The organism is Kitasatospora sp. MBT63 (genome assembly GCF_000710465.2).
GTDB lineage: Bacteria > Actinomycetota > Actinomycetes > Streptomycetales > Streptomycetaceae > Kitasatospora.
Genome location: NZ_JAIZ01000553.1, coordinates 25,189 through 41,673 on the forward strand (window position 1 = coordinate 25,189; position 16,485 = coordinate 41,673).

The following is a 16,485-nucleotide window of genomic DNA, read 5'->3' on the forward strand; positions in this document are numbered from 1 at the left end:
CCCACCCCGATGCCCCGCGTCTTCTTCAACGGCCAGGCCATGGTCGGCGGTCCGTTCCACCCCTCGGTCGCCGAGATGCTGATCGGCCCGGTCCGCACCGCGCCCGGCTACCGGTTCTTCTCCCTCGACGACGTCTGCCCCGGGCTGCTTGCCGACCCGTCCGTCGACACCGCGATCGAGGGCGAACTCTACGAGGTCCCGCTGGAACACCTGCGCGACGTGATCCTTCCCGGCGAACCCCGCACCCTCGAACTCGGCGTGATCGAACTCGCCGACGGCTCCGCCTGCCTTTCCATGGTGCTGGCCCGCGGCGAACTCGAGCGCGGCGTGCACCAGGAGATCACCGCCTTCGGCGGCTGGCGCGCCTACCTCGCCACCCTGGGCCGCACGGCCTGACGGGCCGGCGGTCACCGGCCGGCGACGCCCTCGGCCAGCTCCGCCCGGACCAGCTCGAGCAGCCGGCCCGCCCAGTTCCGGGCCGCCGGGCCCTCGCCGCCCCAGTACGACGACTCCTCGTCCACGTACCGGATCACGGCGTCCCCGGTTGCCAGCAGCACGGCGGCCGCCTCCGACCGCTGGGCGAACTTGGCGCGCAGCACCCGGGCCATCACGGCGGGCCGGGCCGGGCCGCCCTCCGGACCGTCCACCGCCGAGAGGGCCGCGGCCGCGGACGGGTACCGGACGCCGTCCAGGGTGAGCGGCGCCGGGTGGTCGTTGTGCAACTCCGGCAGCGAGAACCGGTCGACCACCACCGCACGCTCGAACGGTTCCGCCTGCGGCCCCGGCGGCTCGGCGTTCAGCCGCTCGATCTCCGCCCGGACCTCCGCCAGCAGCCCGGCGGCGGTCAGCGAGGTGTGCGCGGCGGCGAACCGCCAGGACGCCAGGCCCGGCGCGATGGCCCGGGCACCGTCCGCCAGGCCGGCCCCGATCCAGCCGTAGCCGAGGCGCTCGGCCAGCTCGTCCACGGTGAGCAGGCCGTGGCAGTCCACCAGGCCGTCCGCGTACACCGTCAGTTCGGTGAGGTGGTGCACACCGGCGACGTGGACGAACACCGGCCGCCAGGCGCCCGGGATCCGCTGTCCGTCGGAGATCCGGAACGTCCTGCGGTCGGCCGCCATGCCGGTCAGCCGCTGCAGGTGCGGGCCGGGTGGTCGAGGCCGCGGACCACGTCCACCAGCCCCCACAGGTCGACCAGCAGGACCAGCGCGGCCACCGCCGCGAGCAGGCCCGCCGCCGCGGTCCAGCCGCCGCCCGCCCGCAGCTGCCGGGCGGACAGCACCAGGCCCGCCAGGGCGAGCACCGGTCCGGCGACGACGCCGGCCCACGCCGCGGCCGGGACGGCCCCGGCCTTCAGGCAGTGGTTCAGCCGGCGCGGGACGGCGTCCAGGTAGGCGGTGTGGCCGTAGCGGGCGGAGAGCCAGCCGAGCACCACGAGGGCCACGGCCGCGCCGAGCCAGGGGAGCGGGGCGGTCCGCCGGCCGGCCGCGGGGAGGGTGGTCGGGTGGGCCATCTCAGTACCAGTTCGGTTCGACACGGACGTACTTGATCTTCTGTCGGCCCTCGGAGGCGGCCTCGTGGTCGGAACGGCCGTCCATGCTCACGTTCTTGCGCGAGTCGTTGTGCTGGCTGTACCGGATGTCGCCGTCCGGGGTGACGGCGGTGACGATCGCGGTGTGGTGGATGTTGCCCGGCTTCAGGTCCGGGTTGAGGTCGTTGTCGTCCTCCAGGAAGACCAGGTCGCCCGGCTTCACCTCGGACGGCGGCACCTCCTTCCCGCCGTTGGAGACCATGAAGTCGTGCAGGTTCTGCGCGCCGCCCCAGGCGTGGCTGTGCTGCTGGCCGACGATGCCGAGGCCGAGCCAGCCCGGGTCGTCGCCCCGGTTCCAGGCGTCGCCCTCCACGGTCCAGTCGCCCTTCATGTGGACGCCCGACTGGAACAGCGCCTCGGAGGCGAAGTTGGTGCAGTTGTTCTCGTCGTCGAAGTCGCCGGACTTGTCGTCCCAGTGCGCCAGCACCCACTCGACCATCTTGACCCGGTCCCACTTGCGGTCCGGGCCGCCCCGCAGGTCCTCCTTGACGCTGTCCGGCAGGCCGTTCAGGTTGGCCAGCTTCACCGGCTCGGCGAGCTCCAGCTGCTTGCGCTCCTCGGGGGTGAGCGAGTCCCACCAGCGGGCGACCAGCGCGGGGTCCTTGCCGTCGGGGATGTCGCCGGCGAGCATGTTGAGCTGGGTGTCGGAGGCCTCGCCCTGGAGCACGTCGAGCGCCTTCCCGGGGTCGGTCTCGCAGGTGGCGCCGGCCAGCTTGCGCAGCTCCGCGGAGGCGAGCGCGTCGGCCTGGGTGGCCTCCCGGAGCGCCTCGGTGATCAGCTCGGCGACCTCGTTCATGTGGGTCAGCTTGTCGCCGGTCACCTCGCCGGTGGTGGAGACCCCGCCGTTGTCGTCCACCTCCAGCTGGTACGCCTCGGCCAGCTCGACCGCGTGGGTCAGCGCCCGCTGCGCGTACTCGGTGGAGGAGGCCCAGCCGTCCACCACCATGGCGACGCCGCGCATGATGTCGGCGCCGGACTCCAGAATGCGCGCCTGCTCGTCCAGCTTCTTGCCGGCGGCCTGGCCGACCCGGTCCTGCCAGTCCTCCTTGAGCGGGCCGATGCCGTTGGCGTGGATGTCGTTGACGGCCTGCCAGGCCTCCTTGGACAGCTCGACCCAGCCGTCCGCGGCGGTGCGCAGCTGCCCGGGGTCGGCCTTCCTCAGTGCGGCGAACTCGACCATGCTCAGACCCCCGCGTTCAGGTCGCGCGAGGCCTGGTCCAGCCGCCGTACGGCCTCCTGCTCGGCGCTCTGGTACGAGTGCGCGGAGTCCCGCAGCTGGTCGGCGTAGGTGTGCAACTGCTGGACCACCGAGGTCATGTGGGTCTGCCAGGCGTCCGCGCACTCGCGCAGCGCCGGGCCCGACCACCAGTCGGGGTGGGCGGCGGCGGCCGTCAGGCTGGCGTCCAGCCAGTGGCCGCTGCGTCCGCCCAACTGGCCCGAGCTGGTCCGGATCGCCTCGGAGGCGGTGTGCAGCCCTTCGGGCCGTACGTGGATGTCGTGCATGCCGTTACCCCGTTCCTGCCCGGTTCGTCCCGGGTCCCCGCTGTGACACGGGGAGGACGTTAGCGGATCACGGGGCGGTTCCGGCGGGCGGCCCCGGGCTGCCGCCGGAGCGTCCGGGGCCGCCCCCGGGCATGCCGCGGCCCCGGACCCTCGCCGTGGGTCCGGGGCCGCATCCCGCCCTGGGGCGGGTCCGGTGGTCCCGCCGTCCCGGGCGGGGCCACCGGAGCCGGTGGGGGATCAGACCTCGCGGGAGGCGAGCTCCTTGGCCGCGTTGGCGCAGGCCAGCGCGATCCGGTCCTCGTTGACGGTGGTCAGGGTGCCCTTCTCGACCACGGCGTTGCCGTTGACGAACAGCGCGGTCAGCGGCGGCAGGGCGCCGAAGGTGAGGGCGGCGACCGGGTCGGCGATCGAGGAGTGCATGATCCCGTCGAGCTTCCAGAGCGCGAGGTCGGCCAGCTTGCCGGCCTCGATGGAGCCGATCTCGTTCTGCCGGCCGAGCACCCGGGCGCCGCCCATGGTGCCCAGGCGCAGGGCCTGACGGCCGGTCAGCGCGGTCGGGGAGCCGTGCAGACGGTTGATCAGCAGCGCGTTGCGCAGCTCGGTGCCGAGCTCACCGGACTCGTTGGAGGCGGTGCCGTCGACGCCGAGGCCGACCGGGACGCCGGCCTTCAGCATGTCGGGGACGCGGGCGATGCCGGCCGCCAGGCGGGCGTTGGAGGAGGGGCAGTGCGCGACACCGGTGCCGGTCTCGGCGAACTTGGCGATGTCGGAGTCGTTCATGTGGACGCAGTGGGCCATCCAGACGTCCTCGCCGAGCCAGCCGGTGGACTCGAAGTAGTCGGTCGGGCCCATGCCGAAGAGCTGCTTGCAGAACTCCTCCTCCTCGGCGGTCTCGGAGCCGTGGGTGTGCAGCCGGACGCCCTTGCGGCGGGCCAGTTCGGCACTCTGCTTGAGCAGTTCGGTGGAGACCGAGAACGGCGAGCAGGGCGCGATGGCGACGTGCAGCATCGAGCCGAAGGACGGGTCGTGCCAGGTGTCGACGGCGGCCTCGGAGGCGATCAGGATGTCCTCGGTCCGCTCGACCGCGTGGTCCGGCGGCAGGCCGCCGTCCTTCTTGCTGCGGTCCATCGAGCCGCGCAGCGCGGTGAAGCGCAGGCCGAGCTCCTGGACGGCCTCGATGGAGGCGCCGAGGATGTCGCCGCCGCCCTGCGGGAAGACGTAGTGGTGGTCGGAGGCGGTGGTGCAGCCGGACTTGAGCAGTGCGGCGGCCGAGCCCTGGGTGGCGGCGTGCACCAGCTTGTCGTCGATCCGGGCCCAGGTCGGGTAGAGCGCGACCAGCCAGTCGAAGAGGATGTTGTCCTGCGCCAGGCCGCGGGTGATCCACTGGTAGAAGTGGTGGTGGGTGTTGACCAGGCCCGGGGTGATCAGGTGGCCCTCGCCGTTGATCCGGCGCACCACGTTGTCCAGCCACTGCGGGGCGGGGCCGTCGCCGACCGACTCGATCTTGTTGCCGAGGATGACGACGTGTCCGCGGGCGTACTCGGTGTCGTTGGCGTCGACGGTGGCGATGGCGACGTTCTCGATCACGATCCGCTGGTCGGCGGGCGGCGGCTGGACTGCCATGGTGTGACTCCTATGGGGGCGAGGGAAGGGGGGCGTGCGGGTGAGCGGTGCACGCCCCCCACCGGTCAGGACGGTGTCGCCGGTGACACCGCCGCGCCGGGCGGCTCGGTGGTCGGGGAGCGTCGGGCGGAGCCGACGTGGTGGAAGAGCAGGTTGAGCAGGACGGCCATCACGCAGCCGGCCGATATGCCGGAGTGCATCAGGGTGCGGACGGCCTCCGGGAAGGCGTCGTAGAAGGTGGGGGCGGCGATCGGGACGATGCCGACCCCGAGCGAGACCGAGACCAGGATGGTGTTGGCGCCGGACTCCATCCCCGCCTCGGCGAGGGTGCGGATGCCGCTGGCGGCGACCGTGCCGAAGAGCACGATCCCGGCGCCGCCGAGGACGGGCTGCGGCACCAGCGAGACCAGCGACCCGAGGACCGGGAACAGGCCCAGCAGGATCAGGATCCCGCCGCCGGCCGCGACCACGAAGCGGCTGCGGATGTTGGTCAGCGCCACCAGCCCGATGTTCTGGGCGAAGGCGCTGGCCGCGAAGCCGTTGAGGACCGGGCTGACCGCGGTGGCCAGGCCGTCCGCCCGCAGGCCGGCGGCGAGGGTCCTCTCGTCGGCCGGCCGGTCGACGATCCGGCCGAGCGCCAGCATGTCGGCGGTGGACTCGGTCATCGAGACCACCATGACGATGCAGAGCGAGACGATCGCCGCGGCGTCGAACTGCGGCGCCCCGAAGTGGAACGGGGACGGGAGCGCGAACACCTTCGCGTCCCCGACCGGTCCGAAGTCGGCCAGGCCCAGCGGGAAGGCCAGCGCCGTCCCGAGCGCCAGCCCGACCAGCAGCGAGAGCTGCTGCCAGAAGCCGCGCAGCAGCTTGTGGCAGAGCACCACCGCCGTGAGGGTGAGGGCGGCGAGGCCGATCGCCCGCATCGATCCGAACCCGGGTGCGCCGGGTGCGCCGCCGCGGGCCCAGTTGACCGCCACCGGAAGGAGCGAGACACCGATGAGGGTGATCACGGTGCCCTGGACGACCGGCGGGAAGAACCTGATCAGCTTGCAGAAGTACGGTGCCGCGAGGAAGCACAGGAGCCCCGCGACGATGACGGCGCCGAAGATCACCGGGAGGGCGTCCTTCGGGCCCCCGGTCCTGTCGATCGAGCCCTTGGCGATGGCGAGCATCGGGGCGACGCCGGCGAACGAGACGCCGTTGACGAACGGCAGCCGGGCGCCGATCCGCCAGATGCCCAGGGTCTGGAGCAGGGTGGCCAGGCCCGCGGTGAACAGGCTGGCCGAGATCAGCAGGGCGAGCTCGGCGGGGGACAGGCCCACGCCGGCGCCGACGATGAGCGGGGGCGCCACGACGCCCGCGTACATCGCGGCGACATGCTGCAGTCCGGTGCTCAGGAGCTTCACCGGGGGCAGCAGCTCGTCCACGGGGTGGACGCCCTTCGGGGCGGACGGGTCGTCCGGGAGGCCGGTCGTCCCGTCCGGCCCCGAAGGTCTGTCAGAGGTGGAACCGCCGTCAGCGGTGGGGGTGTTGCGCAGTGCCATGTCGAGCCCCTCTTGTGCCCGTGGCTCCTGGCGCGCCCGTGGCGCTGGAGAAGATCGGCCGACTTCGCCTTGACCGGGGGCGGGACGGCGGTGCAAGGGTCCCCCGGCCGGCTCCTCCAACTCCCCGGGGCGGCCGCCGTGAGGCGGGCACGGTCTCCGGATGGTGGGGGTGGAGAAAGCGGATCTGCGGGTGGTGCGGGTGGTGCTGGTCGTGCGGGTGGTGCTGGCCGTCCACGACCGTCCGGCCAGCGCGGGTCGCGGGGGTCGGAGGGTGCGGCGACGGACGGCGGTCATGGGGTCGCGGCCTCAGGCCACCGGGATCACGGGGACGACGCCCTCGCGGTGGACGGTGCCCTCGATCAGGCCGTACATCCGGTCGGCGGCGTAGTAGACCTCGTTCTCGTTCTTGAGACCGAAGGGCGACAGGTCGACCAGGAAGTGGTGCTTGTTGGGCAGCTCGAGGCGGACCTCGTCCACCTCGGCGCGGTTGTTCAGCACCCGGGTGCCCATCGCGTGCAGGGTCTGCTGCAGCGAGTAGGAGTAGGTCTCGGCGAACGCCTCGAGCATGTGCCGCCGTACGTGGGTGTAGGAGCGGTTCCAGTTCGGCTGGGCCTCGCCCTCGCGGCCGCTGTAGGAGTACTTCCAGCGGGCGGTGACCTGGGTGGCCAGGATCCGGTCGTACGCCTCCTGGAGGGTGGTGTACTTGTCCTTGATGTAGCCCCAGAACTCCGAGTTGGTGGAGTTCATGACGGTCAGGTCCTTGAGGCCGGAGATCACCTGGACGCGCTCGCCGTCGTAGACGACCTCGCAGGTGCGGACCTCGCCGCCGTTGCGGACGAAGGAGTGGCCCACCTCCTCGGAGCCGATGAAGCGGGCCGAGCTGTCCGGGGTCTTGATCCGGTCCCAGACGTACTCCTCGATCCGGATCCTGGCGCTGTGGACCACGCCCCGCTCCGTGTCGTCGACGAAGTGGCGGGCCAGGATGATGCCGAAGGCCTCGGCCGACTCGATCCCGTACTCCTTGGCGAAGGCGTACACGGTGTTCTTGGTGGTGTCGGTGGGCAGGCAGTTGGCGTTCGAGCCGGTGAGGTGGACGTCCTCGAACTCACCCTGGAGGGACACCGAGACGTTCAGGTCCTTGATCTCGTGACGGGTGGAGTCACGGTAGATCCGGACGATGCGGTTCTCCGCCTTGCCGTACTGGTTCTGTCCGAGTACGTGGGCCATGGCTGGCTCCTAAGCTCTGAAGCGGTCTAGCTTCCGCGGTAGACCGAGTATCCGAACGGGTTGAGCAGCAGCGGCACGTGGTAGTGGTGCTGCGCGGGCGCGACCGTGAAGACGATCGAGACCTCGGGGAAGAACGGCGCCTGGTCGGCGGTGGCCGCGTAGTACGCGGCGGTGTCGAACAGGAGCCGGACGACCGAGCCCGCCTCCACGGCCGGCAGGTCCTTGGCCCGGCCGTCGGAGTCCGTGGCGGAGGTGCCGAGCACCTTCCAGCCACCCTCGGTGTGCAGTGCGAGCTCGACCGGGACACCCTCGGCCGGGCGGCCGAGACTGGTGTCGAGCACATGCGTGGAGATGCCAGTCATGGGTTGAATGACCTTACTGATGGCAGGGGTTGACTCACCGTCGACGGGTTCAGCCCTCGTCGAGCAGGCGGTTGATGCGAATGTCGTTGATCTTGCGGAGCTCGCCGCGGACGATCCGGGCCTCGGTGGCGGCGTCGTTCGGGAAGCGCTCGCGCAGCGCGGCGAGCATGGTGGCCGCGGTGCGGCCGGTCGCGCAGATCAGGAACACATGGCCGAACTTCGCCTCGTAGGCGGCGTTGGCCTCGTGCAGTTCATCGAGGAGAGCGGTGTCCACTCCCTTGATGCCGGCCTGCTCGCGCTCGGAGGTGGCGTCGCCCGCCTTGGGGCTGCCGATCCGGGCGTGGCCGGCCATCGCGTCGGCCAGGTCGCCGGCCGTGAGCGCCGCCATCGCCGCCGCGTTGGCGGCGAGCAGGGCGTCCCGGTCGGACCAGGGCCGCGAGGCCGCCACGGAGGCGGCCCAGCCGGGGCTGGAGCAGATCTCCAGCAGGGTCTCCCGCAGCTCGGCGGCCGGGGCCGCCGACAGCTTCTCGAGCGCCGCGGGCGACGGGTGGGGATGGTTGGTCACGGGTGGACCTCCTGAAGAGTGGTGCCACCCGCAAAAGCTAGATCCGCCACCCCGGGCCGTCAACACTTTGTTGAACGGTTGGTGGTTACGTTTTGAGCCGGGGCCCGTTACCGACGGATGTCGTGTGCGATCCGCCAAGTGTGCCCGGCCGGGTGGTCGGACAGACTGGGGCGAATGCGGCCCGGTCGGCCTACTGTCTGCCGTCCTGCCGGTTCAGGTAGTTGTACACCGTGAACCGGCTGACGCCCAGCGCCGAGGCCACCGTCTCGACCCCGTGTCGGACGGTGAAGGCGCCGCGCTCCTCCAGGAGGGCGACCACGCGCTGCTTCTCGGCCCGGTCCAGCTCGGCGAGCGGGCGTCCGTCGAACTGCCGGACCATCTCGGCGAGCAGTCTGTCCAGGGCGCTGCTCAGGTGCGGCAGCCGTACGGCCACCGCCGGCGCGCCGTCCCACTCCAGCAGGACGTCGTCGGGCCGGGCCTCGCGGACCTCGACCGCGGTCGCGCCGACCGCGTCCAGCAGCGGCTTTATCGCCGCCGTGAGCGGGTGTTCCAGGGCGTTGCTCACTGCGTACCCACTCCTTCCGGGGTGTGGTTGTCGTCGACCACGCTGACCTGGACCGAGATCCGGGTCGCCCCGGCGTCCAGGCTCTCGCGCAGCAGCCGGGTCACGGCCGCCAGCGTCTGCTCGGCGTCGCCCTCGGCGCTGGTGCCGAAGGGGCCGACCGAGACGGCGAGACCGGCTTCGTCCACGACCCGGCGGGCAGCCTTGGCGTGGTCCGGGAAGCTGTCCAGCTCGAACGGTTCTGTCGTGAACTCCACCATCAATCGCACCCGCTCACTGTAGCGACCGGGGACGTGCGGGGAAGGGGCTGGTGGATCGGACAGTGCAGGGCCCGGACGGCCGGGGCCGCTCGGCTGCTTCAACAAATTGTTGCGGCGGCCTTGACACCCTCCGATCCCCGGGACAAGCTTCCACCAAGCAGAATCGCTCTTCCGGATCGTGGAAGTTGCGGAGGACGGAAGAGAGTGAGAGGTGAACGACGTGACTGCCGCCGCCCAGCACAGCTACACGGTCAACCTGTCGATCCTGTTCAACGAGCTGCCGCTCCTGGAGCGCCCGGCCGCCGCGGCCGCCGCCGGCTTCACCGCCGCCGAGCTGTGGTGGCCCTTCGGCGAGGAGCACACCCCGTCGCAGGCCGAGCTGGACGCGCTCCGCAAGGCCTTCGGCGACGCCGGGGTCCAGCTCACCGGCCTCAACTTCCTCGACGACCTCACCAAGGGCGCCCGCGGCACCGTCTCGGTCCCCGCCGAGAAGGACCGCTTCCGGGAGAACGTCCCGGTCACCGTCGCGCTCGCCGACTCGCTCGGCACCAAGGCGCTCAACGCGCTCTACGGCAACCGGGTCGAGGGCGCCACCGCCGCCGAGCAGGACGAGCTGGCCCTGGAGAACCTCGTGCTGGCCGCCCGGGCCGCCCACTCGATCGGCGCGATCCTGCTGGTCGAGGCGCTCAACGAGCCGGAGTCCCCGGACTACCCGCTGGTCTCGGCGGCCGCCGCCGTCGAGGTGGTGGACAAGGTGAACGCCGCCACCGGCCTCGGCAACGCCAAGTTCCTCTGCGACCTCTACCACCTGGCGAAGAACGGCGAGGACCTGGCCGCCGTCATCGACACCTATGCCGACCGCTTCGGCCACGTGCAGATCGCCGACACCCCGGGCCGCAACGAGCCCGGCACCGGCGAGCTGGACTTCGAGGACCTCTTCGCCCGCCTCGCCGCCGCCGGCTACACCGGCCGGATCGGCCTGGAGTACCGCCCCGCGAACGGCGTCAGCGCCGACAGCTTCGAGTGGCTCCCGCGCGCGCTGCGCGCCGCCAACTGAGCCATCTCCCACCCCACCACGGACAAAAGGAACGACGCGATGAGCCGCAAGATCGCCTTCATCGGCCTCGGCATCATGGGCAGCCCGATGGCCGCCAACCTGGTCAAGGCCGGCCACCACGTCACCGGCTTCAACCTCACCCAGCCCCCGATCGACGCCCTGGTGGCGGCCGGCGGCCACGCGGCGACCAGCATTGCGCAGGCGGTGGCCGAGGCCGAGGTCGTCATCACCATGGTGCCCGCCGACCCGCAGGTCGAGCAGGTCATCCTGGGCGAGGGCGGCGTCCTGGAGAACGTCAAGGCCGGCACCCTGGTGATCGACATGTCCTCGATCACCCCGCAGACCTCGATCAAGGTCGAGGCGGCGGCCAAGGAGAAGGGCGTCCGTACCCTGGACGCCCCGGTCTCCGGCGGCGAGGCCGGCGCGGTCGAGGCCGTCCTGTCGATCATGGTCGGCGGTGACGCCGCCGACTTCGCCGAGGCGAAGCCACTGTTCGACGCGCTCGGCACCACCGTCATCCACGTCGGCCCGGCCGGCGCCGGCCAGACCGTGAAGGCCGCCAACCAGCTGATCGTGGCCGTCAACATCCAGGTGCTGGCCGAGGCCGTGGTCTTCCTGGAGAACGCCGGCGTGGACCTGCCCGCCGCGCTCGACGTGCTCGGCGGCGGCCTGGCCGGCTCCACCGTGCTGAACCGCAAGAAGGCCAACATGATCGACCGCCAGTTCGCCCCGGGCTTCCGGATCGACCTGCACCACAAGGACATGGGCATCGTCACCGACGCCGCCCGCGCCGTCGGTGCGGCCCTCCCGGTCGGCGCCGTGGTGGCCCAGCTGGTCGCCTCGGCCCGGGCCAACGGCGACGGCTCGCTCGACCACTCCGCCCTGCTGCGCGGCGTCGAGCGGCTCTCCGGCCGCCAGGCCGCGTAACGACCCCTCGCCGGGGGACGTGCCCTGAACCGTCCCCCGGCGAGACCCCAAGAGCTCCTCCTGGTGGCGTGTACCTGTCCGGTCGTGCCCGCGCCACCAGGAGGCCGAGCCGGCGGCGCGCGCACTCCCTCCCGGGGGCACTTCGGTCGTGCCGGCGCGTCGCCGCCCGGCCCCCTCCTTCGCCGAGGGGAGCCTCGCTCGTACGTCGGAAGCGGGACGAGCGGGGAACGGCGAGGAGGGGGTCGCACCCCTCGTGAGGCACACCGGGCTCCCCGAACGGGTAGAGCTCCACAGGAACACCCGTTCTCTCCCCACGCATCAGCCCGATCCGGAAATGAGGCCCACGCCATGCCCGCCACCCCCACCCAGGGCCATGTCGTCGTCGCCCCCGACAAGTTCAAGGGCACGCTGGAGGGCGCCGAGGTCGCGGCCCGGATCGCCGCCGGCATCCGCCGGGCCGTGCCCGGCGCCGAGGTCCGCGAGCTCCCGGTCGCCGACGGCGGCGAGGGCACCCTGGCCGCCGCGCTCGCGGCCGGCTTCACCCGGGTGCCGGTCAAGGTGGCCGGCCCGACCGGTCTGCCGGTGGACGCCGCCATCGCGGTCAGGGGCGACACCGCCGTGGTCGAACTCGCCCAGGCCTCGGGCCTGGCCCGGCTGCCCGGCGGCCGCACCGCTCCGCTGGCGGCCGGCTCCTACGGGGTCGGCCAGCTGATCGGCCGCGCGGTGGGCCTGGGCGTCAAGCGGGTGGTACTCGGCCTCGGCGGCAGTGCCTGTAGCGACGGCGGCGCCGGCATGGTCCAGGCGCTGGGCGTCGGCCTGCTGGACGCCGACGGTACGGAGCTGGCGCCCGGCGGGGCCGCGCTGCGCAGGCTGGAGCGGATCGACCTCGGATCGCTGGCCGACGGCCTGACCGGGGTGGAGATCGTGGTCGCCTGCGACGTCGACAACCCGCTGCTCGGGGCGCGCGGCGCGACCGCCGTGTACGGCCCGCAGAAGGGGGCCGACGGCGACGACCTGGCCGTCCTGGAGGAGGGCCTGACCCGCTGGGCGGACCTGGTCCGCACGGTGACCGGCCGGGACCTGCGGGACGCTCCCGGAGCCGGAGCCGCGGGCGGGGTCGGCTTCGCCGCCCTGGCCCTGCTCGGCGCCACCATGCGACCCGGCATCGAGTTGCTGCTCGAGCTGCTGGGTTTCGACGAGGCTGTGCGTGGGGCGCGCCTCGTCGTGACCGGCGAGGGCTGCCTGGACGCGCAGACGCTCCACGGCAAGGCTCCCGCCGGCGTTGCCGCGGCGGCCACTCGGGCGGGGGTTCGGGTGGCTGCCGTGGCAGGGCGGCTGGAACTGTCGGAGGACCAGTGGCGGGCGGCCGGTTTCGCCGCCGCCGTGGCGCTGACCGATCTGGCCGAGCGGCCCGGCGACAGCATGACCCTGGCAGGCGAGCTCGCGGAGGTCGCGGGGGAGCTGCTGGCGGCCGAGCTGCTGGCCGGCTGAGCTGCTGGTCGGCTGAGGTGCTGAGCCGTCGGCCGACCCCGACCGGCCACTCGTAGTTTCCTACATTGACGTTTTGTTGAAGGCGGGCCTAGGCTCCGAGCACTCGGGGTGAAAGTCTGATCGTCAGACCTCAACTTCCCCTGTGGCACGGCCTGCTCGCCATCAGCGGCTCCACCAGACACACCCGGCCCGGAGGTCCAGATGCCCCTCAGCGAGACGCCCAGCACGGCGGTGATCCGCTCCCGCCGCGTGGTCCTGCCGGACGGTGAGCGTCCCGCGGACGTCCTGGTCCGCGGCGGCCGGATCGAGCAGATCGCCGAGCACGGCGCACTGCTCGCCGGGGACCGGCACCTCACCGACCTCGGCGACACCGCGCTGCTGCCCGGCCTGGTCGACACCCACGTGCACGTCAACGAGCCCGGCCGGACCGAGTGGGAGGGCTTCGCCACCGCCACCCGGGCCGCCGCGGCCGGCGGGGTCACCACCATCATCGACATGCCGCTCAACTCGGTCCCGCCCACCACCACGGTGGCCGGCCTGGAGGCCAAGCGGAAGACCGCCGAGGGCCAGGCCTGGGTCGACCTGGGCTTCTGGGGCGGTGCGATCCCCGGCAACGCCGGTGACCTGGCGCCGCTGCACGAGGCCGGGGTGTTCGGCTTCAAGAGCTTCCTGGCACCCTCCGGGGTCGACGAGTTCCCGCACGTCGAGCCGGCCGACCTGGAGACGGCGCTGGCCGAGCAGGCCAGGATCGGCGCGCTGGCGATCATCCACGCCGAGGACCCGGCCGTGCTGGACGCCGCCCCGCAGCAGCCCGGCGTGCACTACCGCGACTTCCTCGCCTCCCGCCCCGACGACGCCGAGGCCGCCGCCGTCGCCCGGCTGCTGGACACCGCGCGCCGGACCGGCGCCCGGGTGCACATCCTGCACGTCTCCTCCGCCGCCGTGCTGCCGCTGCTGCGGCAGGCCCGGGCGGACGGCGTGCGGGTGACCGCCGAGACCTGCCCGCACTACCTGACCCTGGCGGCGGAGCAGGTGCCGGACGGCGACACCGCCTTCAAGTGCTGCCCGCCGATCCGGGACGAGTCCAACCGGGACCGGCTGTGGGCGGCGCTGGCGGCCGGCGAGTTCATCGCCGTGGTGTCCGACCACTCGCCGTCCACCCCGGACCTCAAGCTGCTGCAGCGGTACGGCGGCAGCGGGGACTTCGCCGCCGCCTGGGGCGGCATCGCCTCCCTCCAGCTGGGCCTGCCGGCGGTCTGGACCGAGGCCCGCCGCCGCGGCCACGGCCTCGCCGACGTGGTCCGCTGGATGGCGGGAGGGCCGGCCGAACTGGTCGGGCTGACCGGTACCAAGGGCGCCATCGCGGTCGGCCACGACGCCGACCTGGTGGCCTTCGACCCGGACGCCGAGTTCGCCGTGCACGCCGAGGAGCTGCACCACAAGAACCCCGTCACCCCGTACGCCGGACGCACCCTCACCGGCGTCGTGCGCACCACCTGGCTGCGCGGCCGGGTCGTGGACACCGCCGGCGAGCCGTTCGGCCGCCAGATCACCCGCCGATAGCCACCTCACCCGCCGACAGCCAGATCACCCGCCGACAGAAGGAGAGTTTCGTTGAGCACCAGTCAGACCCCGGGCGCTCCGTTCACCGAGCTGGTCAACCTGGCGTCCCGGCTGCTGGGCGCCGGCGTCGTGGCCACCAACGAGGACACCTTCGCGGACGCGGAGAACCTGCTGGTCGCCAGGGCGGCCGAGTTCCGCCCGCACACCTTCGGCCACAAGGGCCAGATCATGGACGGCTGGGAGTCCAAGCGCCGCCGCGGCGTCAGCGCCGAGCAGCCGCACCCCACCGACGAGGACCACGACTGGGCGATCGTGCGGCTCGGCGCGGCGGGCGTGATCCGCGGCGTGATCGTGGACACCGCCCACTTCACCGGCAACTACCCGGAGAGCGGCTCGGTGCAGGGCGCCTCGATCCCCGGGCAGCCCTCCCCGGAGGAGGTGCAGGCCGCCGAGTGGGTCGACCTGGTGCCCCGGACCGCGCTCCGCGGTGACACCGCCCACGAGTTCGAGGTCCACGACGGCACCCGCTACACCCACGTGCGGCTGAACATCTGGCCCGACGGCGGCGTCGCCCGCCTGCGGGTGCACGGCGAGGTGCTGCCCGACCCGCGCGAGCTGGACGGCCTCACCTTCGACCTGGCCGCCCAGGAGTTCGGCGGCGTGGCCGAGGCCGCCTCGGACCGCTACTTCTCCTCCCCGCACAACCTGAACGCTCCCGGCCGCGCCTCCGTCATGGGCGAGGGCTGGGAGACCCGGCGTCGGCGCGACAAGGCCAACGACTGGGTGCAGATCGCCCTGGCCGGGGGCGGCGAGGCCCTGGCGGCCGAGGTGGACACCACCCACTTCGTCGCCAACGCCCCCGGCTGGGCCGACCTGGTGGGCTACGACGCCTCCCGGGGCGGCGACCCGTCCACCGACCCGGACGGCTGGTTCGAGATCCTGCCCCGCACCCGCCTGCAGCCCGACACCCGGCACCGCTTCCGGCTCACTCCGGGCCGGCCCGTCACCCACGTGCGGATCAACGTGTACCCGGACGGCGGCCTTGCCCGGCTGCGGCTCACCGGCCGGCTCACCGAGGACGGCCGCGCCGCGCTCGCGCTGCGCTGGTTCGACGCGCTGCCCGCCGCGGAGGCCGCCGCCGCCCTCACCGAGGCCGGACTGGACGCGGCCGAGGCCGCCGCCCTGACCGCCTCCCGCCCGCTCGCGGACGCCGCCGCGACCACCGCCGCGGTCGCTGCCCTGCAGCCGGCCGACGGCCCCGACGGCGAGCAGTCCTCCCGCCGCCGCTCGGCCGTCTGGCGCCTGCTCGGCGTCTGACGTCCCCCCTCCCGACCCGCACCGCCGTAACTGAAGGACCCCCATGTCGAAGATCCTGACCACCGAGTCCGGCGCCCCGGTCGCCGACAACCAGAACTCCGCCTCGGCCGGCGAGTACGGCCCGCTGCTGATCCAGGACCAGCAGCTGCTGGAGAAGCTGGCCCGCTTCAACCGCGAGCGCATCCCGGAGCGCGTGGTGCACGCCCGCGGCTCCGGCGCCTACGGCTACTTCGAGGTCACCGACGAGGTCTCGCAGTACACCCGCGCCGACTTCCTGGCCGAGGTCGGCCGGCGCACCGAGGTCTTCCTGCGCTTCTCGACCGTGGCCGGCGCGCTGGGCTCCAGCGACGCGGTGCGCGACCCGCGCGGCTTCGCGCTGAAGTTCTACACCGCCGAGGGCAACTACGACCTGGTCGGCAACAACACCCCGGTGTTCTTCATCAAGGACCCGGTCAAGTTCCCCGACTTCATCCACTCGCAGAAGCGCGACCCGTTCACCGGCGTGCAGGAGGCGGACAACGTCTGGGACTTCTGGGCCCACTCGCCGGCCTCCACCCACCAGATCACCTGGCTGTTCGGCGACCGCGGTATCCCGGCCTCGTACCGCCACATGAACGGCTACGGCTCGCACACCTACCAGTGGGTCAACGCCCAGGGCGAGGCGTTCTGGGTGAAGTACCACTTCAAGACCAACCAGGGCATCCGCTCGCTGGACGGCGACCAGTCCGCCGAGCTGCTCGGCGCCGACGCCGACAGCCACCAGCGCGACCTGCACCAGGCCATCGAGCGGGGCGTGTTCCCGTCCTGGACGCTGTACGTCCAGCTGATGCCGGTCGCCGAGGCCGCGGACTACCGCTTCAACCCGTTCGACCTGACCAAGGTGTGGCCGCACGCCG

General features: G+C 72.7%; 18 protein-coding genes. 7 read left to right on the forward strand and 11 right to left on the reverse strand.

The window, feature by feature from the left end; genetic code table 11:
• Positions 1-396: hypothetical protein (locus AA75_RS29315; RefSeq protein ID WP_233289245.1), on the forward strand; the 396-nt coding region annotated here is incomplete at its 5' end.
• 11 nt (positions 397-407) lie between these two features.
• On the opposite strand, the gene AA75_RS29320 is transcribed toward AA75_RS29315, so the two are convergent.
• From AA75_RS29320 to AA75_RS29370, 11 genes are all read right to left on the reverse strand, one after another.
• Positions 408-1,118: an NADAR family protein gene (locus AA75_RS29320; protein ID WP_033823302.1), complete on the reverse strand. Its 711-nt coding sequence runs from the start codon at positions 1,116-1,118 to the stop codon at positions 408-410.
• A 5-nt stretch (positions 1,119-1,123) separates the two neighbouring features.
• Positions 1,124-1,510 (reverse strand): hypothetical protein, encoded by a 387-nt coding sequence (locus AA75_RS29325; protein WP_033823303.1) that lies wholly within the window; start codon positions 1,508-1,510, stop codon positions 1,124-1,126.
• A gap of 1 nt (position 1,511) precedes the next feature.
• On the reverse strand, positions 1,512-2,768 hold the full coding sequence (locus tag AA75_RS29330; protein WP_033823304.1) for an amidase domain-containing protein: 1,257 nt from the start codon (positions 2,766-2,768) through the stop codon (positions 1,512-1,514).
• 2 nt (positions 2,769-2,770) lie between these two features.
• Positions 2,771-3,091, reverse strand: a complete 321-nt coding sequence (locus AA75_RS29335; protein ID WP_033823305.1) for a WXG100 family type VII secretion target — start codon at positions 3,089-3,091, stop codon at positions 2,771-2,773.
• Positions 3,092-3,328: 237 nt separating this feature from the next.
• Complete coding sequence (locus AA75_RS29340; protein WP_033823306.1) at positions 3,329-4,714, reverse strand: 8-oxoguanine deaminase; 1,386 nt, start codon at positions 4,712-4,714, stop codon at positions 3,329-3,331.
• A gap of 65 nt (positions 4,715-4,779) precedes the next feature.
• The gene (locus AA75_RS29345) at positions 4,780-6,258 is read right to left on the reverse strand and encodes a nucleobase:cation symporter-2 family protein (protein WP_082526907.1); all 1,479 of its coding nucleotides are present in this window, start codon (positions 6,256-6,258) and stop codon (positions 4,780-4,782) included.
• 306 nt (positions 6,259-6,564) lie between these two features.
• On the reverse strand, positions 6,565-7,485 hold the full coding sequence (gene pucL, locus AA75_RS29350; protein ID WP_033823307.1) for a factor-independent urate hydroxylase: 921 nt from the start codon (positions 7,483-7,485) through the stop codon (positions 6,565-6,567).
• 26 nt (positions 7,486-7,511) lie between these two features.
• Complete coding sequence (gene uraH, locus AA75_RS29355) at positions 7,512-7,847, reverse strand: hydroxyisourate hydrolase (RefSeq protein ID WP_033823308.1); 336 nt, start codon at positions 7,845-7,847, stop codon at positions 7,512-7,514.
• A 49-nt stretch (positions 7,848-7,896) separates the two neighbouring features.
• Positions 7,897-8,412, reverse strand: coding sequence for a 2-oxo-4-hydroxy-4-carboxy-5-ureidoimidazoline decarboxylase (uraD, locus tag AA75_RS29360; protein WP_033823309.1), 516 nt, complete (start codon positions 8,410-8,412; stop codon positions 7,897-7,899).
• Between the two features lie 190 nt (positions 8,413-8,602).
• Complete coding sequence (locus AA75_RS29365) at positions 8,603-8,977, reverse strand: helix-turn-helix domain-containing protein (RefSeq protein ID WP_033823310.1); 375 nt, start codon at positions 8,975-8,977, stop codon at positions 8,603-8,605.
• Complete coding sequence (locus AA75_RS29370) at positions 8,974-9,243, reverse strand: thiamine-binding protein (protein WP_233289246.1); 270 nt, start codon at positions 9,241-9,243, stop codon at positions 8,974-8,976. The genes AA75_RS29365 and AA75_RS29370 overlap by 4 nt, the downstream gene beginning before the upstream one ends.
• A 202-nt stretch (positions 9,244-9,445) precedes the next feature.
• Here AA75_RS29370 and AA75_RS29375 point away from each other — a divergent pair, with 202 nt between their 5' ends.
• The 6 genes from AA75_RS29375 to AA75_RS52545 form a co-directional block, all read left to right on the forward strand.
• Complete coding sequence (locus AA75_RS29375; protein ID WP_051813674.1) at positions 9,446-10,291, forward strand: TIM barrel protein; 846 nt, start codon at positions 9,446-9,448, stop codon at positions 10,289-10,291.
• 39 nt (positions 10,292-10,330) lie between these two features.
• Positions 10,331-11,218 (forward strand): 2-hydroxy-3-oxopropionate reductase, encoded by an 888-nt coding sequence (locus AA75_RS29380; RefSeq protein WP_033823311.1) that lies wholly within the window; start codon positions 10,331-10,333, stop codon positions 11,216-11,218.
• 348 nt (positions 11,219-11,566) lie between these two features.
• A complete protein-coding gene (locus AA75_RS29385; RefSeq protein WP_033823312.1) occupies positions 11,567-12,709 on the forward strand; it encodes a glycerate kinase in 1,143 nt (380 codons plus the stop codon).
• Between the two features lie 201 nt (positions 12,710-12,910).
• Positions 12,911-14,272: an allantoinase AllB gene (gene allB, locus AA75_RS29390; RefSeq protein ID WP_033823313.1), complete on the forward strand. Its 1,362-nt coding sequence runs from the start codon at positions 12,911-12,913 to the stop codon at positions 14,270-14,272.
• Between the two features lie 51 nt (positions 14,273-14,323).
• Positions 14,324-15,589, forward strand: a complete 1,266-nt coding sequence (gene alc / locus AA75_RS29395; RefSeq protein ID WP_051813676.1) for an allantoicase — start codon at positions 14,324-14,326, stop codon at positions 15,587-15,589.
• Positions 15,590-15,632: 43 nt separating this feature from the next.
• On the forward strand, positions 15,633-16,485 hold an 853-nt coding region (locus AA75_RS52545; RefSeq protein WP_233289247.1), incomplete at its 3' end, for a catalase.